General features: G+C 74.5%; 18 protein-coding genes. 10 read left to right on the forward strand and 8 right to left on the reverse strand.

Annotated elements, in window-relative coordinates; genetic code table 11:
- Positions 1-30 precede the first annotated feature (30 nt).
- Positions 31-822 (forward strand): spermidine synthase, encoded by a 792-nt coding sequence (locus AVW11_RS09030; protein WP_199838220.1) that lies wholly within the window; start codon positions 31-33, stop codon positions 820-822.
- Here the strand turns inward: AVW11_RS09030 and AVW11_RS09035 are convergent.
- Positions 809-2,152 (reverse strand): MFS transporter, encoded by a 1,344-nt coding sequence (locus AVW11_RS09035; RefSeq protein ID WP_060179359.1) that lies wholly within the window; start codon positions 2,150-2,152, stop codon positions 809-811. The genes AVW11_RS09030 and AVW11_RS09035 overlap by 14 nt on opposite strands.
- Before the next feature lie 75 nt (positions 2,153-2,227).
- Positions 2,228-3,262, reverse strand: a complete 1,035-nt coding sequence (locus tag AVW11_RS09040; protein ID WP_076043712.1) for a DUF8017 domain-containing protein — start codon at positions 3,260-3,262, stop codon at positions 2,228-2,230.
- Positions 3,263-3,358: 96 nt separating this feature from the next.
- Here AVW11_RS09040 and AVW11_RS09045 point away from each other — a divergent pair, with 96 nt between their 5' ends.
- The 3 genes from AVW11_RS09045 (at position 3,359) to AVW11_RS09055 (ending at position 7,456) form a co-directional block, all read left to right on the forward strand.
- On the forward strand, positions 3,359-3,811 hold the full coding sequence (locus AVW11_RS09045; RefSeq protein ID WP_173429180.1) for a DUF4442 domain-containing protein: 453 nt from the start codon (positions 3,359-3,361) through the stop codon (positions 3,809-3,811).
- A gap of 377 nt (positions 3,812-4,188) precedes the next feature.
- Entirely contained in the window at positions 4,189-6,726 is a 2,538-nt protein-coding gene (locus AVW11_RS09050) for a glycoside hydrolase family 3 C-terminal domain-containing protein (RefSeq protein WP_076043713.1), read from the forward strand.
- A 58-nt stretch (positions 6,727-6,784) separates the two neighbouring features.
- Positions 6,785-7,456 (forward strand): DedA family protein, encoded by a 672-nt coding sequence (locus AVW11_RS09055; RefSeq protein ID WP_060179355.1) that lies wholly within the window; start codon positions 6,785-6,787, stop codon positions 7,454-7,456.
- A 51-nt stretch (positions 7,457-7,507) separates the two neighbouring features.
- Here AVW11_RS09055 and AVW11_RS09060 read toward each other — a convergent pair whose 3' ends face one another.
- Positions 7,508-8,047 carry a gamma carbonic anhydrase family protein gene (locus AVW11_RS09060; protein ID WP_076043714.1) on the reverse strand — a complete coding sequence of 180 codons (540 nt, stop codon included), beginning with the start codon at positions 8,045-8,047 and terminating at the stop codon, positions 7,508-7,510.
- 137 nt (positions 8,048-8,184) lie between these two features.
- Between AVW11_RS09060 and AVW11_RS09065 the strand changes: the two genes are divergently transcribed.
- Positions 8,185-9,078, forward strand: coding sequence for an acyltransferase (locus AVW11_RS09065; RefSeq protein WP_078093778.1), 894 nt, complete (start codon positions 8,185-8,187; stop codon positions 9,076-9,078).
- Positions 9,079-9,096: 18 nt separating this feature from the next.
- Here the strand turns inward: AVW11_RS09065 and AVW11_RS09070 are convergent, their stop codons facing one another.
- Positions 9,097-9,963, reverse strand: a complete 867-nt coding sequence (locus AVW11_RS09070) for a DMT family transporter (protein ID WP_030841987.1) — start codon at positions 9,961-9,963, stop codon at positions 9,097-9,099.
- A gap of 107 nt (positions 9,964-10,070) precedes the next feature.
- Here AVW11_RS09070 and AVW11_RS09075 point away from each other — a divergent pair, with 107 nt between their 5' ends.
- Positions 10,071-10,706, forward strand: a complete 636-nt coding sequence (locus tag AVW11_RS09075) for a helix-turn-helix domain-containing protein (RefSeq protein ID WP_079250568.1) — start codon at positions 10,071-10,073, stop codon at positions 10,704-10,706.
- A 61-nt stretch (positions 10,707-10,767) separates the two neighbouring features.
- Here the strand turns inward: AVW11_RS09075 and AVW11_RS09080 are convergent, their stop codons facing one another.
- A complete protein-coding gene (locus AVW11_RS09080; RefSeq protein WP_030841981.1) occupies positions 10,768-11,172 on the reverse strand; it encodes a CoA-binding protein in 405 nt (134 codons plus the stop codon).
- Positions 11,173-11,339: 167 nt separating this feature from the next.
- Here AVW11_RS09080 and AVW11_RS09085 point away from each other — a divergent pair, with 167 nt between their 5' ends.
- The 3 genes from AVW11_RS09085 to AVW11_RS09095 all read left to right on the forward strand — a co-directional run bounded on the left by AVW11_RS09085 (position 11,340) and on the right by AVW11_RS09095 (position 16,229).
- Positions 11,340-11,966: a YigZ family protein gene (locus AVW11_RS09085; protein WP_030841978.1), complete on the forward strand. Its 627-nt coding sequence runs from the start codon at positions 11,340-11,342 to the stop codon at positions 11,964-11,966.
- 85 nt (positions 11,967-12,051) lie between these two features.
- Positions 12,052-13,221 (forward strand): exonuclease SbcCD subunit D, encoded by a 1,170-nt coding sequence (locus AVW11_RS09090; protein ID WP_076043715.1) that lies wholly within the window; start codon positions 12,052-12,054, stop codon positions 13,219-13,221.
- Complete coding sequence (locus AVW11_RS09095; RefSeq protein WP_076043716.1) at positions 13,218-16,229, forward strand: AAA family ATPase; 3,012 nt, start codon at positions 13,218-13,220, stop codon at positions 16,227-16,229. The genes AVW11_RS09090 and AVW11_RS09095 overlap by 4 nt, the downstream gene beginning before the upstream one ends.
- A gap of 70 nt (positions 16,230-16,299) precedes the next feature.
- Here AVW11_RS09095 and AVW11_RS09100 read toward each other — a convergent pair whose 3' ends face one another.
- Entirely contained in the window at positions 16,300-16,746 is a 447-nt protein-coding gene (locus AVW11_RS09100; protein WP_030841973.1) for an Lrp/AsnC family transcriptional regulator, read from the reverse strand.
- Between the two features lie 94 nt (positions 16,747-16,840).
- On the opposite strand from AVW11_RS09100, the gene AVW11_RS09105 reads away from it, so the two are divergent.
- Positions 16,841-17,356, forward strand: coding sequence for a rhodanese-like domain-containing protein (locus AVW11_RS09105; RefSeq protein ID WP_076043717.1), 516 nt, complete (start codon positions 16,841-16,843; stop codon positions 17,354-17,356).
- Positions 17,357-17,471: 115 nt separating this feature from the next.
- On the opposite strand, the gene AVW11_RS09110 is transcribed toward AVW11_RS09105, so the two are convergent.
- Positions 17,472-19,175, reverse strand: coding sequence for a DUF885 domain-containing protein (locus AVW11_RS09110; protein ID WP_060179348.1), 1,704 nt, complete (start codon positions 19,173-19,175; stop codon positions 17,472-17,474).
- Between the two features lie 236 nt (positions 19,176-19,411).
- Positions 19,412-20,839 carry a GNAT family N-acetyltransferase gene (locus tag AVW11_RS09115; protein ID WP_060179347.1) on the reverse strand — a complete coding sequence of 476 codons (1,428 nt, stop codon included), beginning with the start codon at positions 20,837-20,839 and terminating at the stop codon, positions 19,412-19,414.
- Between the last annotated feature and the right edge of the window lie 46 nt (positions 20,840-20,885).

Raw genomic sequence — 20,885 nt, forward strand, 5'->3', positions numbered from 1 at the left:
CGGGACGTGGGCCAGGGCACCGCCAAGCTGATGCCGGACGTCGACGGGGAACGGGCCTGGCTGCTGACCGTCGACGGAGCCCCGCAGTCCTATGTGGACCTGGACGATCCGCAGCACCTGGAATTCGAGTACGTACGCCGCCTCGCGCACGTCCTGGACTGCGCCGCGGAGCCCGGGCTGCCGCTGGACCTCCTGCACCTGGGCGGCGGCGCGCTCACCCTGCCCCGCTACGCCGCGGCCACCCGGGCCGGATCCCGGCAGTCGGTGGTGGAGTTCGACGCGGGCCTGGTCGAGCTGGTCGCCGAGCACCTGCCGCTGCCGGAGGGGGCCGGGATCACCGTGCACACCGCCGACGCCCGGGCGTGGCTGGAGGCGGCGCCCGCGGGCAGCGCGGACGTGGTGGTGGCCGACGTGTTCGGCGGCTCGCGGGTGCCGGCGCAGCTGACCTCGCTGGAGTACGCGCGGGAGGCCGCCCGGGTGCTGCGGCCCGGCGGGCTGTACGCGGCGAACCTGGCGGACGGGGCGCCGTTCGACTTCCTGCGGACGCAACTGGCGAACTTCGCCGCCGCCTTCGCGCAGCTCGCCCTCGTCGCCGAGCCGTCCGTGCTGAGGGGCCGGCGCTTCGGGAACGCCGTGCTGCTGGCCTGCGACGCCCCGCTGGACGTGGGCGCGCTCGCCCGGCGGTGCGCGTCGGATGCCTTTCCCGCCAGGGTGGAGTACGGCGACGGCCTGGCCCGCTTCGTCAGGGGAGCGGCACCCGTCTGCGACGCGGACGCGGCCCCCTCGCCGGCGCCGCCGGAGGGCGCCTTCAGCCTGGGGTGAGGCCGGCGGAGGACGCCGGTGCCTTCGAGGCGGCGGCGGGGTCGGAGCCGACGGGACCACCGCTGTGGTGGACGGAGGCCTTCCGCGTCATGCGGCGCACGTCCGGGACCAGCAGGACCAGAGCCGTCACCAGGACGACCAGGGCCGCGCAGCCCCACAGGGCCTCGGTGCGCCCGAAGGCCGATTCGACCGGCCCGGCCAGGGCCGTGGCCAGCGGGAGCATCGACACCGAGCCGAACCAGTCGTACGCGGAGACCCGGGAGAACTTCTCCTCCGGGATCTCCTGGTGCATCGTCGTCATCCAGTTCACGCCGAAGACCTCGATGGCGGCTCCGCTGACGAACATCACCGCGCACAGCCCCCACACGGGCAGCGGCACGGCCAGCCCGGCCGACGGCAGCGCCAGCGGGAACACGCACAGCGTCCCGACCAGCAGCAGCCGTCGCGGCTTCCACGCGACCATCAGGACGGCTCCGGCGATGGTGCCGACGCCGAACAGTGCCAGGGCCAGGCCCCAGGGCGCCGGCCCGCCCAGCCGGTCCCGGGCCACCAGCGGGCCGTAGACCGCCTCGGCGGCGCCGACGACGGCGACGACGACGGAGAACTGGAGCACGATGCTCCACAGCCAGGGCCGGGTGCGGAACTCCACCCAGCCCTCCCGCAGATCGGCCAGCAGACCGCCGCCGGGGGCCCGGTCGGGCGTGTCGCCGACATCGAGGAAGGCGCGCAGCGCCCCGGCGATCGCGAACGCGGCGGCGTCGACGGCCAGCACCCAGCCCGGTCCCATCGCGGCGATCATCGCCCCGCCGAGGGCCGCTCCGCCGATGCCGGCGCCGTTCATGGCCATGCGGAAGAGGGCGAAGGCGCGGTTGGCGTGTTCGCCGGAGACCGTGGAGAGCAGCATGCCCTCGGCCGCCGGGTTGAAGAAGGCCGTACCGGTGCCGCACAGGGCCGTCAGCAGCATCATCTGCCACAGCTGCGGGTCGCCGGTGAGGACGAGCAGTGCGAAGAGGCCTTGCGAGAGGCAGTTCAGGGCGTTGGCGGCGACCATCACGCGGTGGCGCGGCAGCCGGTCGGCCACGGCGCCGCCGACGAGCAGGAAGAGGACGAGCGGCAGCGTGCGGGCGGCCGCGACCAGGCCCACGTCGCCGCCCGAGCCGCCGGCTTCCAGGACGGCGAACGCGGAGGCGATGAGCGCCCCGTGACTGCCGAGGTTCGTGACCACCGCCGCACCCGTGAGCAGGGTGTAGTTGCGGCCGGCCCACTCCGGCCGGCTGCGGCGGGAGCGGGGCGCGGGTGTGCGGTGCGGTGCGTCGGGGGGAGAGCTCACCCCGGGACTATCCCCGCCCCGGGCCGAGAAATCCAATTGGATGACCGGTCCGGGGCGGGTCGGTTCAGCCGGAGATCATCCGGTGGTGAGCCGGATGGAGCTGAGGATCTTGTCGGAGATGTCCGTGGGGACCTCTTCCTTCACACCGGCCGCGGTGACCAGGGCGAAGCTGGCGAAGTCACCGGCGGCGTTCTTGAAGGCGAAGCCGACCGCCTTGCCGTCGGTGGAGCACTTGTGCTCCTTCTTCACGTTCGGCGCGGTCGCGACGACCATGTGGCCCTTGATCCCGGAGGACGTCGTGAACTCCTTGGGGTCGGTCACCTTGACCGTCCCCTTGGGCTCCTTCTGGGCGAAGCCGGCCCACACCCACGTGCCGGTGTTGTCGGTCGCGGCCTGGGCGGTGTCCTTGGCGCCCTGGGCCCCCTTGACGCCGGAGTCCGCGATCGAGAATTTCTCGAGGTTGCCGTCGGCGTCCTTGTCGACCGTGCACCACTCCCGCTTGAGGGTGGCGGTGCCGGACATGGTGATGACCGGCTTGCCGTCGTTCTTGACCTCGTCGTCGTAGAAGAGGGAGACGCCGGGGTCGTTGACGTTCCACTCCGGGGGCACGTCGTAGGCGACGTTGTACTTCGTGTTGGTGACGACCTTCCAGCCCGGGATGACGGGCTGCATGGCGCCGCCGGCCCGCGGGTTGGCGCTGCTGCCGGCCGGGGCGGGCGCCTCGACGGGTGCGGAGGAGCTCGTGGCCGGCTTGCCGTCGGCCTCGGTGTTCTTGTCGTCCCGGGTCAGGACGTACGCGCCGGTCGCGGCGGCCGCCACGACCACCGCGGCGGCCGCGACGATGGCCACCGTCTTCGTCGAGTACGGGCTTCCGCCGGAGGGCTGGGGCTGCTGGGGAGCCTGGGACTGGCCCCAGGGCTGGCCCGGTACGGTCGGGGGCTGCTGGTAGCCCGGTTGCTGCGGGTAGCCGGGCTGCTGCGGGTATCCGTAACCCGGCTGCTGGTACGGGTTCGGCTGCGCCGGCTGTCCCGGCGGCTGCGCGTACGGGTTCTGATGCGCGTCCTGGGGGTTCTGTTCGCCCCCGGGCGGCTGCTGCTGTCCTGGCCACATGGCCGGTAACGATAGTGGGAGCGGTCTCCGGCAGCCACGGCCGCCCCCCGAAGAGCTCTGGCCAATCCTGTCTACTCGCGGGTAACATCGCGTTTCATGAGCGCAGATCAGATGAACGTGGGCGAACTGCTCGCCGCGACCGTGCCGATGGCCCGGACCCTGAACCTCGAGTTCCTGGAGACCACCCCCGAGCGTGCGGTCGTCCGCCTCCCGGACCAGCCCGACTACCACAACCACGTCGGCGGCCCGCACGCCGGCGCCATGTTCACCCTCGCCGAGTCCGCGAGCGGCGCCATCGTCCTCGCCGCCTTCGGCGACCAGCTCTCCCGGGCCGTGCCCCTCGCCGTGAAGGCCGAGATCGGCTACAAGAAGCTCGCCAAGGGCGTCGTCACCGCCACCGCCACCCTCGGCCGCCCGGCCGCGGAGGTCGTGGCCGAACTCGACGCGGGCGGCCGCCCCGAGTTCCCGGTCACCATCGCCATCCAGCGCGAGGACGAGGCCGTGACCGGCGAGATGACGGTCGTCTGGACGCTGCGCCCGAACGCGTAACGTCCCGCCCGGTACGTGCCCGCCGCCCCCCGGGGCGCCGGGCACGTTCTGCCGACGGCGCCACCGAGGCCGACATCGGCCTCGACGCCGAGCTCACGGTGCAGGCGACGGTGCTCGCCGCGGCCGGCTCCCCGCGGGACGCGGTGGAGGCCGGCGTACGGGACTGCATCACGCGCGGGCAGCGCAGGCGAGGCGCGCATCCAGCGCCAGGACGAGCCCGGGCGCACCACCGACGGCCTGCCGCCCCTGCCGGAGGGCTGAACCTGGGCGCCCCCGGTGGCGCGTCCGGCCCGGTCCCGCCGGCCCGCCGCGCACAGTGGCACGGGGAGCGGTCCGGCGCGGGCCGCTCCCGCCGACCCACGCCGCAGGGAGCACCCATGAGCGAGGACGTGTCCAGACGTTCGGCGATGCGGCTCATCGCGGCGGCGGGCGCGGTCGGCGCCGGCCTCGGAGCCGGCGGCTGCGCTCCCGCCGTACCGCCGCCCGGAGCCGTCCCCCGGGGGGCCGCGAGCGGCGCGCCGGGCGCACCCGCCGCCGGCAGCGGGACCGGCACCGGCACCGGTGGCGCCGCCCGGATCGACGCCCTGCTGGAGCGGCTCACCTTCGAGGAGAAGACCGCCCTGCTGCACGGGGCCCCCGACCCCGCCTCCCGGGGCCAGGCCGGGTACGTGCCCGGCGTACCACGGCTGGGCATCCCGGCCCTGCGGCTGGCCGACGGCCCCGCCGGGGTACGGGTCGACCGGCCCGCCACCGCACTGCCCGCGCCGGTGCTGCTCGCCTCCGCCTTCGATCCGGCACTGGCCCGCGAGTACGGACGCGTCATCGGCCGCGAGGGCCGGGCCCTCGGCCAGGACGTCGTACTGGCCCCCATGGCCAACCTCATCCGCACCCCTTACGCCGGCCGCAACTTCGAAACCCTCTCCGAGGACCCGCACCTGACCGCCGACCTGGTCGGCGAGCTGGTCCGCGGGATCCAGGACGAGGGGCTCGTCGCCGCCGTCAAACACTTCGCCCTCAACAACCAGGAACAGGGCCGCGACACCGTCGACGTGACCGTCGGCGAGCAGACCCTGCGCGAGACCGAGCTGCGCGGCTTCGAGGCCGCCGTGGCCGCCGGCGCGGGCGCCGTCATGGGCGCCTGCAACAAGGTCAACGGCGTCCACGCCTGCGAGAGCAGGACCCTGCTCGACGAACTCCTCAGGGAAGGCTGGGGATTCGACGGCTGGGTGCTCTCCGACTGGGGAGCCGCCCACAGCACCGTCGCCGCCATCCGCGCCGGCCTCGACATGGAGATGCCCGGCGGCACGCACTTCGGCGAGCCGCTGCGCGAGGCGGTGCGCGGCGGCTCCGTGCCGGAGGCCGCCGTGGACCAGGCCGTCCACCGGATCCTGACCACGATGGACCGCTTCGGGCTGCTCGCCGCCCGGCAGCCCGCCCGGCCCCCGCGCGACGCCGCGGCCGGGGCCCGGGTCGCCCGCAAGGTGGCCACGGCCGGGGCGGTGCTGCTGCGCAACGAACACGGCACCCTGCCGCTGACCGGGGCCGCGGCCCGCTCGATCGCGGTGATCGGCCCCACCGCCCAGGTGCCCTTCACCGGCGGCGGAGGCAGCTCGCACGTGGTCCCCGACGGCGCGACCGCCCCCCTCACCGCCATCCGGAAGCGGGCCGGGAACGGCGGGGCCGTGCACCACGCCCTCGGCGAGGACCTGTACGGCCGGCCGCTCCCGGCGAAGCTGCTGACCCCGGCCGCGGACCTGGAGGCCCGCGAGGTCGGCCCGGGGCGCGTCTGGACGTACGAGGGCGAGTTCCGCCTGGCGGCGGACGACGAGTGGACGCTGCTGGTCCACTACACCGGGAAGCGGCCCGGTGTACGCCTCGACGGGGAGGAGCTGTTCCCCCTCCAACAGGGCGTGGCCGAGCACTACGCGGGCGGACTGCTCGGCTCCGCACCCGACGGGATGGCCGTGCGCCGCCGCACCCGCACGCTCAAGGCGGGCACCCACCGGCTCGCCGTGACCGCCGCCGGCGGGGACAAGGGCCAGCGGCTGCGCCTGCGGCACATCACCGGGGCGATCCGCGCCGCGGACCTCGCCGAGGCCGTGCGGACCGCGAAGGCGGCCCGCAGCGTGGTCCTGTTCGCCCACGAGGACTCCACCGAGGGCAGGGACCGCCCCTCCCTGGCGCTCCCCGGCGGGCAGGAGCGGCTGATCGAGGCGGTGGCCGCCGCGAACCCCCGTACGACCGTCGTGCTCAACACCTCGTCCGCCACCACCATGCCGTGGCTGCCCCGTACCGGAGCGGTCCTCCAGATGTACTACCCGGGGCAGGAGGGCGCCGGAGCCACCGCCGACATCCTCTTCGGCGACGTGGACCCCGGGGGGCGCCTCACCCAGACCTTCCCGGCGGACGAGCGGAAGACCCCGGTCGGCTCGGACCCGTCGCGCTACCCGGGGGTGGGCGGCCGGCAACAGTACGCGGAGGGCGTCCACGTGGGCCACCGCTGGTACGACACCGAGCGGGAGACCCCCCTCTTCCCCTTCGGTCACGGCCTGTCCTACACCACCTGGCAGTACGAGAAGCTCACGGTCCGGCCGCAGCACAGCGGGCTGCGCGTGGAGTTCACGGTCCGCAACACCGGCCGGCGCAAGGGCACGGACGTGGCCCAGGTGTACGTGGGCCCGTCCGATGAGCTGCGGCTCGACCAGCCGGTGCGCGCGCTCGCCGGCTACCGGCGGATCACCCTCGCGCCGGGCGCGGCGCAGCGCGTCACCATCGACATCGACGCCCGGACGCTGTCGTCGTGGGACCCGGACAAGCACGCCTGGGTGCTCGGCCCCGGCCGCCGCGAGGTGTTCGCGGGACGTTCCTCACGGGAACTGCCGCTGAGGTCAAAGGTCGTCCTGAGGAGCCGCTAGGCTGCCGGTTCGGCGTGCCACAGGAGGTGCGCCGGGGACGATTCGGGAGGACGCACCGGTGCACATCCAGGAATGGCTGGAGACGATTCCGGCGGTCAGCATCTATCTCCTGGTGGGCCTGGTCATCGGCCTGGAGAGCCTCGGCATCCCGCTGCCCGGCGAGATCATCCTGGTCAGCTCGGCGCTCCTGGCCTCGCAGCACGGGGAGATCGACCCCGTGGTACTGGGGCTCTGCGCGATCACCGGCGCCATCGTGGGCGACTCCATCGGCTACGCCATCGGACGCAGGGGCGGCAAGCCGCTGCTGGAGCGGCTGGGCCGGCGCTTCCCGAAGCACTTCGGACCCCGGCAAGTGGCCCTGGCGGAACGCTCCTTCGACAAGTGGGGCATGTGGGCAGTCTTCTTCGGCCGGTTCGTGGCGCTGCTGCGGATCTTCGCCGGGCCGCTCGCGGGCGTGCTGCACATGCCGTACTGGCGGTTCCTCGTCGCCAACGTCCTCGGCGGGATCCTGTGGGCTGGCGGGACCACCGCCGTCATCTACTCGGTCGGCATCGTCGCGGAGCCCTGGCTGAAGCGGTTCTCCTGGCTGGCCCTGGGTCTCGCCGTGGCCTTCGGGCTCGTGGTGACCCTGGTGATGCGCAACCGGATGAAGAAGGCGGCCGAGGCCGCCGGGCCGGCCGGCGCGGAGCTCCCCGCGCAGCCGGCGGCCCGCGCCGCCGTGGGCGAGTGACGGCGGCGGAGCCTGCGGCCCCGGCCGCCCGACCGCCGGAACCCCTGGTTCTCAGGGGGTGACCGAGGCGCGGTGCTGCTTGGCCAGCTCCACGTACATCAGGGCGTTGACGCGGATGTGCTCGCGCTCCTCCTCCGTCAGCTCGCGCCGCACCTTCGCGGGGACGCCCGCGACCAGCGAGCCGGGCGGGACGACCATGCCCTGCGGGACCAGCGCCTGCGCGGCGACCAGGGAACCGGCGCCGATCACCGCGCCGTTCAGGACGGTGGCGCCCATTCCGATCAGGCAGTCGTCCTCGACGGTGCAGCCGTGCACGACGGCGTTGTGGCCGATGGAGACGCGCTCGCCGATGGACACCGGGAAGCCCGGGTCCACGTGGAGCGTGCAGTTGTCCTGCACGTTGCTGTCGGCGCCGAGCGTGATCGGGCCGCAGTCGGCGCGCAGCACCGCCGAGTACCAGATGCTGGAGCCGGCGGCGAGGGTCACGTCGCCGACCGCGACCGAGGTGGGCGCGGTGAAGGCCGTGGGGTGGATGTCCGGGGTCTTTCCGCCGACACCCGCCACGAGTGCCTGGGCCGCCTGGTGCGTCATGTTCTCTTCCTCTGGTCTGTCGTCCTGGTGCCGCGCCAACAGCACGGTAGGGCACACGGCCCGCCGTGCCCGCGATGGGGTGAAGATCACAGGATCGCCGTCCGGACGACCGGGGCGCGGCGCATTACCGTGGCCGGGTGCCGAAGAAACAGAACACGTTCTCATCCGTGGCGGCCCTGCGCCGCCGGCTGGCGAGCCGCGTGGTCCACACCGGCTGGCGCTGGATGCAGCAGGCCGGGGCCGTGACCGCGCAGACTCCGGGCCGGCTGCGGTTCGGCGCGATCGGGGACGGCACCCGGCTCGCCTTCCCGCAGGGCACGGTCTTCGGCGAGCGGTGGATCCGGCTCGGCGCGCACTGCATCATCGGCGAGCAGGTCACCCTCACCGCCGGCATGATGCCGGACCTCGACCTGGGCGCGGAGCCGATGCTGGTGCTCGGCGACGGCGTGGTCATCGGCCGGGACAGCCACGTCATCGCGGACGCCCGCATCACGATCGAGTCGAACACCTTCTGCGGGCCCGGCGTCTACATCACGTCCACGAACCACAGCTACGACGATCCGCACGAGCCCGTCGGACGGCAGTGGCCGCGCAGCGCGCCGGTGGAGATCGGCCCCGGCTGCTGGCTCGGCACCGGCTCGGTGATCCTGCCGGGTGCACGGCTGGGCCGCAACGTCGTGGTGGCCGCGGGGGCCGTCGTACGGGGCGAGGTGCCCGATCACGCCGTGGTGGCGGGGGCGCCGGCGCGGATCGTGCGGCGCTGGACGCCGGAGACGGGCTGGCAGCCGCCGCTGCGGACTCCGGCGCCCGTGCCGATCCCCGACGGGACGACCCCGGAGCAACTGCGGGTCCTGGCCGAGCTGACCGAGGCGGAACTGGCCGAGGTGGAGCGAGCCGCGGGCGAGCGTGCGCAGGCCGGGCGGGCGCAGGCCGAGCGCGCCGCGGGCGAGTCGGCCGAGGTAGAGCGTGCCGGGACCGGGCGGGCGGAGGCCGAGTGCGCCGGGGGCGAGCTGGCCGAGGCCGAGAGGTAGGGCCCCGCGGGGGACCGCTCAGCCGGCGGCGAGCAGTACCGTTCCCGCGAGGGCCAGGCCGGCACCCGCCGCCTGGACGGTGCGCAGCCGCTCCTTGAGGACGGCGAAGGCGGCGAGCGCGGTGATCACCGGGTAGAGCGAGGACAGTACGGCGGCCATGGTGACCGGGCCGTTCTGGGCGGCGACGGAGTACGTGCCGTTCGCCGCGACGTCGGCCAGGCCGACGAAGGCCAGCGCGGGCAGCAGCCCCCACAGGATGCGCGGGCCGGTGCCCTCCGGGAGGGCGGGGACACCGCGCCGGGACTGCGCCCAGAGGGCGGCGCCGCCGACGGCGACGTTGGTGACCCGCTGGACGAACAGGGCGAGGAAGAGCCCGGTGATGGTGGTGGAGGCCTGCGCGATCAGGGCCATCACCGCACCGAAGCCGAAGGCCGCGACCAGGGTGAGGACCACGGCCTGCCGCTGGACGGGGGCGCCGCGCAGCTCGGGGCCGCCGGCGAGGACGATGCCGACGACGGCCACGGCGATGCCGGCGAACTGGCCCGGGCCGGGCCGCTCGCCCAGCATCAGCCCGGCGGCGACGGGCACGACCACGCCGAGGGAGCCGAGCGGCGAGACCACCCCCATCGGGCCGAGGGCCAGCGCCTTGTAGAAGCTGAGCATGGCCACCGGTCCGACGACGCCGGCGGCGACCGCGAACCACAGTCGGGGGTCGGCCTCGTGCCAGGCGCCGGTGGCGAGGACCAGGGCGCCGAGCACGACGACGGCGACGACCTGCGAGACGACCACCACTGTGAGCGCCGGTATCTTGCGGGTCAGCAGCCCGCCGCCGAAGTCGGCGAGACCCCACAGCACGGCTGTGGCCAGGGCGAAGAGGGCGGTCATCGGGGGGCCTCGCAGTACAGTGCAGTGAACGCCGGAGTGCAGCATCGAATACGGAACACGTTAGTACACCCTGTTGGACTGCGTCATCCAGGATATTGGACGGAATGGTGTCGGATCTCGAACAGCTCACCCAGGCGCTCGCCCGGAACCTCAGGAGGTGGCGCGCGGAGCGCGGTTTCACACTGGACTCGCTGGCGGCCCGGGCCGGCGTGAGCCGCGGGATGATCATCCAGATCGAGCAGGCCCGTACGAACCCCAGTGTGGGCACCACGGTCAGGCTGGCCGACGCGCTGGGCGTCAGCATCTCCGCGCTCCTCGACTACGACCGCGGCCCGCAGGTCAGGGTCGTGGCGCCGGAGCAGGTGGTGCGGATCTGGTCGAGCGAGGCGGGCAGCTCGACGACCATGCTGATCGGCACCGACGAGCGCGGGCCCATGGAGCTGTGGACCTGGCACCTGGTCCCGGGCGAGGGCACGGACTCCGTCCCCCACCCCTCCGGCACCATCGAGATGCTGCACGTCACGGCCGGGGAGCTGACCCTGGTGGTCGGCGAGGAGGAGTTCCGCGTCCCCGCCGGGGCCGCGGCCGCCTTCGAGGCCAACCTCCCGCACTCCTACCGCAACGAAGGCTCCGTGCCGATGGAGATGACCCTCGCGGTGTCGGTCCCGCCCGTCTCCGCACCGGTACCCGCGACCGCCACCGCGCACGCGCACGGCGGTGCGGCCGCGGGCCGGGACGGCTAGAGCTGTGGCCGGCAACGGCGTGCCGGGCGGCGCGACCCGGTGAACCTTGCCGGTCACAGCACTAGAGAGCCGGGATCTCGATCGCCGGGCAGCGGTCCATGACCATCGTCAGCCCGGCCTCGCGGGTCCGGTCGAAGGCGGCCTCGTCGATCACGCCGAGCTGGAACCAGACGGCCTCGGCGCCGACGGCGGCCGCCTGGTCGGCCACCGCCCCGGCCAGCTCGCTGTTCACGAAGACGTCCACCACGTCCACCTTGAACGGGATCGCCTCCAGCGAGGCGTAGCCCGGCTCGCCGTGCACGGTCTCGGCCTTGGGGTGCACGGGAACCACGCGCTTGCCGTACTGCTGGAGCACGCGGGCCACCCCGTAGGCCGCCCGGTCCCTGTTGTTCGAGAGGCCCACCACGGCCCAGGTGTCGCCGAGCTCGGTGAGGATCTTGCGGATGGTTGCCGGATCGCCGTACACGCGTGCCGCCTCCTGCTGCTGTCTGCCGTCGTCTGCCGGTCAGGCGCAACAACCGAAAACCCGCACGTCCGATTCCCGCCGACGCTCTTGGGGACGCCTGCGCTTCGGGTCCCGTCCCTGCACCAGCGGCGGCCGGGGCCGCCACGGCCACGGACTAGGGTGGAGCGGTGAAGGCAGACCAGTACGTGACGGTGGCCCGTGAGGGTGCGCACGAGTCGGAGATCAACCGCTCGCGCTTCCTGTGTTCGCTCGCGCCCGCCGCGACCGAGCAGGAGGCGCAGGAGTTCGTCGCGCGCATCCGCAAGGAGCACCCCACCGCCACGCACAACTGCTACGCCTACGTCATCGGGGCCGACGCCGCCGTCCAGAAGGCCAGCGACGACGGGGAGCCCGGCGGCACCGCCGGGGTGCCCATGCTGCAGATGCTCATGCGCCGCGACGTCCGCTACGCCGTCGCCGTCGTCACCCGCTACTACGGCGGCGTGAAGCTCGGCGCCGGCGGGCTGATACGCGCCTACGGCGGTGTCGTCGGCGAGGCCCTCGACGAGCTCGGCACCGTCACCCGGCGCCGCTACCGGCTGGCCACCGTCACCGTCGACCACCAGCGGGCCGGCAAGACGCAGAACGACCTGCGCTCCACCGGCCGGACCGTGGTGGACCTGCGCTACGGGGCCGCCGTGGAGATCGAGGTCGCCCTGCCCGAGGCCGACCTGCCCGCCTTCGAGGCCTGGCTCGCCGACACCACGGCCGGCAGCGCCGCCCTGACCCTCGGCGGGGAGACGTACGCGCCCTGAGCGCCCCCGGGGACGGGTTAGCGTAGTGGGGTTCAGCGAGCGGGAGACGACCAGGGGGAGACGGCATGTGCGGCGGTGCCGGCGAGTGAAGTTCCTGCACACCTCCGACTGGCACCTCGGCCGGGCCTTCCACCGGGTGAACCTGCTCGGCGCCCAGGCCGCCTTCGTGGACCACCTCGTCGAGACGGTCCGCACGCACGGGGTCGACGCCGTCCTCGTCGCCGGCGACGTCTACGACCGTGCCGTGCCCCCGCTGCCCGCCGTCGAGCTGTACGACCGGGCCCTGCACCGGCTCGCCGACCTCGGGGTGCCCACCGTCATGATCTCCGGCAACCACGACTCCGCCCGCCGCCTCGGCGTCGGCGCCGGGCTGATCGGCCGCGCCGGGATCCACCTGCGGACCGACCCGGCCGGCTGCGCCGACCCCGTCGTACTGGCCGACGTACACGGTGATGTGGCCTTCTACGGGCTGCCGTACCTGGAGCCGGCCCTGGTCAAGGACGAGTTCGCCGCACGGAAGGTCAGCCACGAGGCGGTCCTCGGCGCGGCCATGGACCGGATCCGGGCCGACCTCGCCACCCGCCCGCCCGGCACCCGCTCCGTCGTCCTGGCGCACGCCTTCGTCACCGGCGGGCAGGCCAGCGACAGCGAGCGCGACATCAGCGTCGGCGGCGTCGAGGCCGTGCCCGCCTCCGTCTTCGACGGGGTGGACTACGCCGCCCTCGGCCACCTCCACGGCTGCCAGACGATCAACGAACGGGTCCGCTACTCCGGTTCCCCGCTCGCCTACTCCTTCTCCGAGGCGGACCACCGCAAGACCATGTGGCTCGTCGAACTGGGCGCGCAGGGAGAGATCGCCGCCGCCGAGCGCATCGACACCCCCGTACCGCGCGCCCTCGCGAGGCTGCGCGGACGCATCGACGACCTGCTCGACGACCCGGCGTACACCGTGCACGAGGACGCGTGGGTGGAGGCCACCCTCACCGACCCGGTCCGCCCCGAGGACCCCATGGCCCGCCTCGCCGCCCGCTTCCCGCACACCCTCACCCTGGCCTTCGACCCAGAAGGCCGTCGTGAGGACACCGGGGCCTCCTACGCGCAGCGGCTCCACGGCCGCACCGACCAGCAGATCGCCGAGGACTTCGTCGCCCACGTGCGCGGCGGCGGCCACCCCGACGAGGCCGAACGGGCCGTCCTCCAAGGCGCCTTCGACGACGTCCGCGCCGACGACAGCCGCCGGGAGACCCACCGATGAGGCTGCACCGGCTGGCCGTCACCGCCTTCGGGCCGTTCGCCGACCCCCAGGAGATCGACTTCGACGCCCTGTCCGGCGCCGGGATCTTCCTGCTGCACGGTCCCACGGGCGCGGGGAAGACCTCCGTGCTCGACGCCGTCTGCTACGCCCTCTACGGTTCCGTGCCCGGCGCCCGCCAGGCCCCCGGCACCAGCCTGCGCAGCGACCACGCCGCCCCCGGCACCCCGACCGAGGTCACCCTCGAACTCACCGCGGGCGGCCGCCGCCTGGAGATCACCCGCCGCCCCGAGCAGGAGCGCCCCAAGAAGCGCGGCACCGGCACCACCAAGGACAAGGCCCAGAGCCGGCTGCGCGAGCACACCGGCGACGGCTGGACAGCACTCAGCCGCTCCCACCAGGAGATCGGCGAGGAGATCGAGCACCTGCTCGGCATGAGCCGCGAGCAGTTCTGCCAGGTCGTGCTGTTGCCGCAGGGGGAGTTCGCCCGGTTCCTGCGCGCCGACGAGGCGGCCCGCGGCCGGCTCCTCGGCCGACTCTTCGACACCCGCCGCTTCGCGGCCGTCGAAACCCTGCTCGGGGAGCGGCGCCGGGCCGCCGAGGCCAGGGTCCGGGCCGGCGACGAAAAGGTGCTCCACACCGCCCAGCGACTCGCCCAGGCCGCCGGGGACAGCGCCGACCTGCGGGCCTGGCCGCTGCCCGGACACCAGCCGGGAGACCCCGGGCTGGCCGGAGCGGTCCGCGCCTGGGCGGCCGTCGCCCGCTGCTCGGCCCGGGAAAGGCTGGACGTCGCCGAATACGCCCTGGCCGCCGTCGAAGGCCGGCACGCCGCCGCCCGGCGGGCCGCCGAGGACGCGCGCGAGCTCGACCGGCTCCAGCGCCGACACGCGGAGACCGCCCGCCGGGCCGCCCTGCTCGCCGAGGCGGAGCCCGAGCGCGAGCGCGTGCGCGCCCTGCTGGACAGGGCCCGGCGCGCAGCCATGGTGGCGCCCGCCCTGGAGCTGCGCGGCGCGGCTTCCTCGGCACACCTCGCCGCCGCGCACGCCGAGACGGCGGCGCGCGCGGAACTGCCGCCCCCGCTGCGCGAGGCGGGCGCCGATCAGCTGGCCGCCGTCGAGCAGCGGCTGCGCGAGGAGCTCGGCGCGCTCGGCGCCGCCCACCGCGCCGAGCAGCGCAGCGCCGAGATCGGCCGCGAACGGGCCGACCTGGAACGGGAGTCCCGGGCAGCCGAGGAGCAGCACCAGGAGTCCGCCGAGTGGCTGGCGCGCTGGGACGAGACCCGCACCGCCCTCCAGGAACGGGCGGACGCCGCCCAGCAGGCCGCCACCCTGGCCGAGCAGCTCGCGGGCCGGCTGGAACCGGCCCGGATGAACCTCAGCGCCGCTCGCAGGCGGGACGAGTTCGCGGCCGAAGCGGAACGCGCCGAGGCCGAACTGCTCGACCTGCGCGAGGAGTCGGCAGCCGCCCGGGAGAGCTGGCTTCAGCTGAAGGAGGCCCGGCTGCGCGGAATCGCCGCCGAGCTCGCCGAGGCACTGGTGGCCGGGGAGGCCTGTACGGTGTGCGGCTCCGCGGAGCACCCCGCTCCGGCCCGCCCCGCCCCCGGCCACGTGGACCGCGCCGCCGAGGACGCCGCCCACGCCGCCTTCGAACAGGCCGAGCAGGCCCGCTCCGCCGTCGAACGCCGGCTTGCCGCCGCCCGGGAGGCCCGCGCCGAGGCCGCTTCCGCGGCCGGGGAGGCCACCACCGCCGAACTCCTCTCCCTCACCGCGGACCTGAGCGCCCGGCACGCCGCCGCCCACGCCGCGGCCGCCGGCCTGCACGCCGCCCGCGAGCAGCTCGCCCGCGCCGAACGGGAGCACGCCGCGCGCAGCGCCGACCGGCTCGACGCCGAGACCCGGGCCGCCGCCCGGGCCTCCCGCCGCGAGGCCCTGGACCGGGAACAGGCCTCGCTGGAGGCCGAACTCGCCCTGGTGCGGCGTGACGCTCCCACCGTCGCGGCCCGTGCCCGGACCCTGGAGGACCGGGTCCGGATGGTCGCCTCGGCCGCGGCCTGCCTGCGCCGGGCCGAGACGGCGGCCGCCCGGCTGAAAGAGGCCGACGACCAGCTGGCCGACGCCGCCTTCAAGGCCGGCTTCGACACCGTCGAGGCCGCCGCCGACGCCGTCCTGCCCGAGTACGAACGCACCGCGCTCCAACACAGGTTGGACACCTGGCAGGCGGAAGAGGCCCTCCTGGCGGACCGCCTCGGCGAGAGCGGCACCGCCGAGGCGGCGGCGCAGCCTCCGGCCGCACCGGACGCGGCCGAGGCGTACGCGGCCGCGGCCGCGGCGAAGCTGCGTACCGCAGGCTCCGCCTGCGACGCGGCCCGGGTCCGCTGCACCGAGCTGGACCGGCTCTCCCGGCAGATGGAGCAGGAACTGCGCGCGCTCGGCCCGCTGCGCGAGGACTACGACCGGGTGGCCCGGCTGGCCGGACTGACCGCGGGCACCTCCGCCGACAACGAGCGCAGGATGCGCCTGGAGGCCTACGTGCTGGCCGCCCGCCTGGAGCAGGTGGCCGCCGCCGCGACGGTACGGCTGCTGCGGATGTCCGGCGGCCGCTACACCCTGGTCCACTCCGACGCGCGAGCGGGCGGACGCGGGCGTTCCGGCCTCGGGCTGCACGTGGTCGACGCGTGGACCGGCAGCGAGCGGGACACCGCCACCCTGTCCGGCGGCGAGACCTTCTTCGCCTCGCTGTCCCTCGCGCTGGGCCTCGCCGACGTGGTCACCGACGAGGCGGGCGGCACCCGCCTCGACACCCTGTTCATCGACGAGGGCTTCGGCAGCCTCGACGACCAGGCCCTGGACGAGGTGCTCGACGTGCTGGACTCCCTGCGCGAACGGGACCGCAGTGTCGGCATCGTCAGCCACGTCGCCGACCTGCGCACCCGCGTCCAGGCGCAGCTGGAGATCGTCAAGCAGCGCGGCGGATCGGTGGTGCGCCACCGCACGGCGGCACTCACGGACTGAGCAGCTCCGGCCGGCGAACGGGCCGATCGGGCGGCGGGCCGGCTCACGGGCCGCGCGGGCCCGGGCCAGCTCACGGGCTGAGCGGGCGGCGGGGCAGCGGCGAGGAGTAGACGATGCTCGTCGTCACCGAGCCGAGTCCCGAGATCCGGCCGGTGACCTCCTCGAGGTGTCCCATCGAGCGGGTCGCGACCTTGAGGACGAAGCAGTCGTCGCCCGTGACGTGATGGGCCTCCAGGATCTCCGGGGTGGCCTCCAGGAAGTCGTGGAACGGCTTGTAGTTGCCGTGCGGATAGCGCAGCCGCACCAGCGCGAGGATGGACTTGCCGAGCTTCTCCGGGTCCACGACGGCCGTGTAGCCGGTGATCACACCGGCTTCCTCCAGCCGGCGGACCCGCTCGGTGACGGCGCTCGCGGACATGGACACGGTGCGGGCGAGCTCGGTGAAGCTGGCGCGGCCGTCCCGCTGGAGCGCTTCGAGGATCCGCCAGTCGGTGGCGTCAGGGGAATAGTCGGTCATGGGGCAGGTGTAGCAGGGGATTCCCCGGCGAGACAAGGAAAAGGCCGGGGAAACCCACTTCCTGGGGTGATCAACAGATCGTAGATTTCTGGCCATGACGACGACGCAGAACGCCTCCTCCGCCTCCGCCGCCACCAACCCCGTGCTCCGCGTGCCCCCGGCCTCCCCGGCCGCGGCCGCCGCGTACTTCGCTGCGAGCCTGGCCTTCCACGCGGACGTCTCCGATGTCGCGAGCGCCTTCAAGGCCCACCGCGAGTCGGGCGCCGAGCTGGGCTTCCAGCTGGTCGACTCCCGCTCCACGCCCTCGTGGGACCAGGCGCACGTGCCCGGTGCGATCCACCTGCCCACCGCCCTCGTCCCCGAGCAGGCCGAGCGGCTCCTGGACAAGAACCTGCCCGTGGTGACCTACTGCTGGGGCCCCGGCTGCAACGGCGCCACCCGATCCGCCCTCGCCCTGGCCGAACTCGGCTTCCAGGTCAAGGAGATGCTCGGCGGCATCGAGTACTGGATCCGCGAGGGCTTCGAGGTCGAGACCTGGCAGGGCGTGCAGCGGCGCGGCGAGGCCGACCCGCTGACCGCGCCGACCGACTCGGACGCCTGCGGCTGCTGACGCAGCCGCCCCGCGCGCACGGGCCGCCCCCTCCCGCGGGAGGGGGCGGCCCGTGCGCCGTGCGCCGTGCGTGGTCAGGCGTCCGCCGTCCGCCGGCCGGTGCCGCCCGGCGCCGTCAGAGCTTCGACAGCTCGTCCAGCAGGTCGTCCAGCCCCAGCGAACCCTGCGACAGCGCCGCCATGTGCCAGGCCTTCAGGTCGAAGGAATCGCCGTGCGCGGCCCGTGCGTTGTCCCGGCCCAGCAGCCAGGTGCGCTCGCCCAGTTTGTAGCCGATCGCCTGGCCCGGCATCGACAGGTAGCGGGTCAGCTCGCTCTCCACGAACTCCGCCGGCCGGCCGCTGTGCAGGCCGAAGAACTCCTGCGCGAGGTCCACGGTCCACGTCTCGCCCGGGTGGAACGGCGAGTCGGCCGGGATCTCCAGGCCCAGGTGCATGCCGATGTCGACGATGACCCGCGCCGCGCGCATCATCTGGCAGTCCAGGTAGCCCAGGCGCTGCTCGGCGTCCTTGAGGTAGCCCAGTTCGTCCATCAGCCGCTCCGCGTACAGGGCCCAGCCCTCGCAGTTGGCGCTGACCCAGCCGACGGTGGCCTGGTAGCGGGAGAGCTGGTCCGCCACATGCGTCCACTGCGCGAGCTGCAGGTGGTGGCCGGGCACGCCCTCGTGGTACCAGGTGGACACCAGATCGTAGACCGGGAAGCGGGTCTGCCCCATGGTGGGCAGCCAGGTGCGGCCGGGCCGGGAGAAGTCCTCCGACGGGGAGGTGTAGTACGGGGCCGCGGGGCCGCCCGGAGGGGCGATCCGGGACTCCACCTTGCGGACCCGCTCGGCCAGTTCGAAGTGGGTGCCGTCGAGGTTCTCGATGGCCTCGTCCATCAGGCTCTGCAGCCAGGCCTGGACCTCGTCCACCCCCTCGATGTGGGTGCCGTGCTCGTCCAGGTGCCGCAGCGCCTCCCAGGGGCCCGCGCCCGGGAGGATCTTGGCCGCCTCGGTCTTCATCTCGGCGAGCAGCCGGTGGTACTCCGACCAGCCGTAGGCGTAGGCCTCGTCCAGGTCCAGGTCGGTGCCGTTGAAGTAGCGGGACCAGCGGGCGTAGCGCTCGCGGCCCACCGTGTCGGGCCGGCCCTCGACGGCCGGGGCGTACACCGAGGTCATCCAGTCGCGCAGTTCGACGACGGCGGCGGTGGCGCCGGCAGCCGCCGCGTCCAGCTCGCCGCGCAGGGACTCCGGCCCGCCGGAGGCGAAGTCCTCGAAGAAGGCGGCGGAGGTGCCGTCCTGGCCGGCCCAGGTGGTCAGCTGGCCGATCATCGTCCCGGTGGCGCGCGGGCCGCCGTACAGGCCGCGGTCCAGGCCGAGCTGCAGGGTCTCGCGGTAGCCGGCGAAGGCGGCCGGGACGGCGCGCAGGCGCTCGGCGATGGCCGCCCAGTCCTCGTCGGTGTCGGCGGGGGTCAGGGAGAAGACCTCGCGGACCGAGTGCACGGGGCTGTGGATGTTGCTGACCGCCCGCAGGTCCTCGTCGGCCTCGTGGACCGCGAGCTCGGCGGTGAGGCGTTCGCGGAGCAGCCGGCCGCAGCGCCGCTCGGCGTCGCTGTCGGCGCCCGGGAGCGCCTCGGCGGCGTCGAGGCGGGCGAGGGTCTCACGGGAGAGCTCGGCGACGGCCGCGCGGCCCGCCGGGGAGAAGTCGGGGAGCTTGGCGGAGCTCTCGGCTACACCCAGGTAGGTGCCGGTGATCGGGTCGAGGGCGATGAGGCCGTCGACGTAATCGTCGGCCACCTGGCGGGGCAGCCGGGGGGCGCTGCCGGTGTGGAGGGTCTCTGACATGCGGCCATCTTCGTATGTGATGCGTGCTCCCGTCATCACCGATTGTCGTCCGCCTCCTGACACGGGCTGGAGCACGGCTGTCGGACGTGGTTCGCGGTGATCAACCAGCCCTGCGCACAAGCCACTTCGGGGGTCGGGGCCGGAGATGCCGGTGACGGCGCGGGCCGGAGTTTGGCCGGATCCGGACGCAGGCGCCCGCTCCGGCCGGAGCGGGCGCCTGCGCGGGGGGCCGGGGCTCAGTGCGGGCGGCGCGGAGCCTGGTGCTCCTGCGGCAGGCCGAGGGGGAGCCCGCGGGGCAGGCGCGAGCCGACACCGGTCGCGTCCAGCCGGGCCGTGATCACCAGAGTGCCCTCCTCGATCTGGTAGTCGAGGGGGAGGCCGAGGCCGCGCATGGCGGCGACCATGCCGGTGTTGGCGGCCTGGGTGACGGCGTACACGCTGTCGCACCCGGCCTCGGCGGCCATGGCGATGAGCCGGCGCAGCAGCTCGGAGCCGATGCCGCGGCGCTGCCAGTCGTCCTCGATGAGCAGGGCGATCTCGGTCTCGTCGCCGTCCCACAGCAGGTGGCCGAGGGCGACGAGCTTGCCGGATGCGGTGGTGGCGGCGAGGGTGCGGCCGAAGCGGGGGCTGAGCAGGTGGCCGAGGTAGCGGTCGGCGTCGGCGACGGGGCCGTGGTAGCGCAGCCCGAGGGTGCGCTCGGAGCAGCGGTCGTGCATGGCGCGGGCCGCGGGCAGGTCGGAGCCGTCGGCGCGGCGCACGGTGATCTCGTTGCCCTCGGGGAGGGTCAGTACGTCCTGGCTGCGCGGGACGCGCGGGCCGAGCCGGGCGTCGAGCTCGACGAGGGCGCGGGCCCGGGCGAACTCGGTCGGGGTGAAGGGCAGATAGGGCCGCTCCACGGTGATCGCACCTCCCGACGGGTCGCGCAGCCGCATGACCGTGGCCTCCAGGACGCCCTCGACCGGGGCGTCCGCGCCGGCGTTCGGGCGGCCGGAGAGGGTGGTCGCCGGGATCGAGTGGATCGTGCAGCGGCCGAGCAGCTGGCGCAGGGCGAGGGGGAGCTCGGCGGCGTCCAGCGCGGTGCGGGTGGCCAGGCCCAGCAGCCGGGTCGGGGTGTCGACGAGGTCGTGGGCGTCGGCGCGCTCGATCCAGGTGCTGTGGCCGCCGGCCCGGGAGACGGCGCGGGTGAGTTCGCCGGAGGGGAGCTGCTGCGGGGCGCGCAGCAGGAACTCGTCCACGGTGCCGCCCTCGGGCAGCGGGTGCGTCTGGAGGGTCAGGATGTCCACGCCGTGGCGGGCGAGGGCGGTGCACAGGACGGCCAGGGAGCCCGGCTGGTCGCGTACGGTCGTGCGCATCCGCCACAGGGTGGTGGACCCGGCGGCTGCGGGGGCGGCGGGCGCCGGCGCTGCCGGCTCGCCCGGGGGCGCTGTGCTGGGCGGCGGCGCATGGCTGTGGCGCCGTGCCCACCACGTGTGGAAGGCCGCGGTCACCAGCAGCGCGATGGCCGAGGCGACCAGCAGGATGGGTCCCCTGGGGCCGTGCACGACGAGATTGGCGATGGCGTCGGCGACCGCGACGGCGCAGAACAGTGCGGCGAGTTCGACGACGTCGCGGCGCCAGTGGTGGCGGTGGGGACGCTGGGCTGGGGCGTGGGCACGGTCAGTCATGCACACCACTGTTGCCCAAGGGTGTTGCGTGATCACGAACGATCTG

This window comes from Streptomyces amritsarensis (genome assembly GCF_001953875.1).
Classification (GTDB): Bacteria; Actinomycetota; Actinomycetes; order Streptomycetales; family Streptomycetaceae; genus Streptomyces; species Streptomyces amritsarensis.

What these genes read in the sequence shown, in the direction of transcription:
- AVW11_RS09110 (WP_060179348.1), bottom strand. Translation starts at nt 19,175, where the DNA reads ATGTCAGAGACCCTCCACACCGGCAGCGCCCCCCGGCTGCCCCGCCAG.
- AVW11_RS09095 (WP_076043716.1), top strand. Translation starts at nt 13,218, where the DNA reads ATGAGGCTGCACCGGCTGGCCGTCACCGCCTTCGGGCCGTTCGCCGAC.
- AVW11_RS09045 (WP_173429180.1), top strand. Translation starts at nt 3,359, where the DNA reads ATGAGCGCAGATCAGATGAACGTGGGCGAACTGCTCGCCGCGACCGTG.
- AVW11_RS09070 (WP_030841987.1), bottom strand. Translation starts at nt 9,963, where the DNA reads ATGACCGCCCTCTTCGCCCTGGCCACAGCCGTGCTGTGGGGTCTCGCC.
- AVW11_RS09030 (WP_199838220.1), top strand. Translation starts at nt 31, where the DNA reads ATGCCGGACGTCGACGGGGAACGGGCCTGGCTGCTGACCGTCGACGGA.
- AVW11_RS09040 (WP_076043712.1), bottom strand. Translation starts at nt 3,262, where the DNA reads ATGTGGCCAGGACAGCAGCAGCCGCCCGGGGGCGAACAGAACCCCCAG.
- AVW11_RS09100 (WP_030841973.1), bottom strand. Translation starts at nt 16,746, where the DNA reads ATGACCGACTATTCCCCTGACGCCACCGACTGGCGGATCCTCGAAGCG.
- AVW11_RS09115 (WP_060179347.1), bottom strand. Translation starts at nt 20,839, where the DNA reads ATGACTGACCGTGCCCACGCCCCAGCCCAGCGTCCCCACCGCCACCAC.
- AVW11_RS09105 (WP_076043717.1), top strand. Translation starts at nt 16,841, where the DNA reads ATGACGACGACGCAGAACGCCTCCTCCGCCTCCGCCGCCACCAACCCC.
- AVW11_RS09060 (WP_076043714.1), bottom strand. Translation starts at nt 8,047, where the DNA reads ATGACGCACCAGGCGGCCCAGGCACTCGTGGCGGGTGTCGGCGGAAAG.
- AVW11_RS09050 (WP_076043713.1), top strand. Translation starts at nt 4,189, where the DNA reads ATGAGCGAGGACGTGTCCAGACGTTCGGCGATGCGGCTCATCGCGGCG.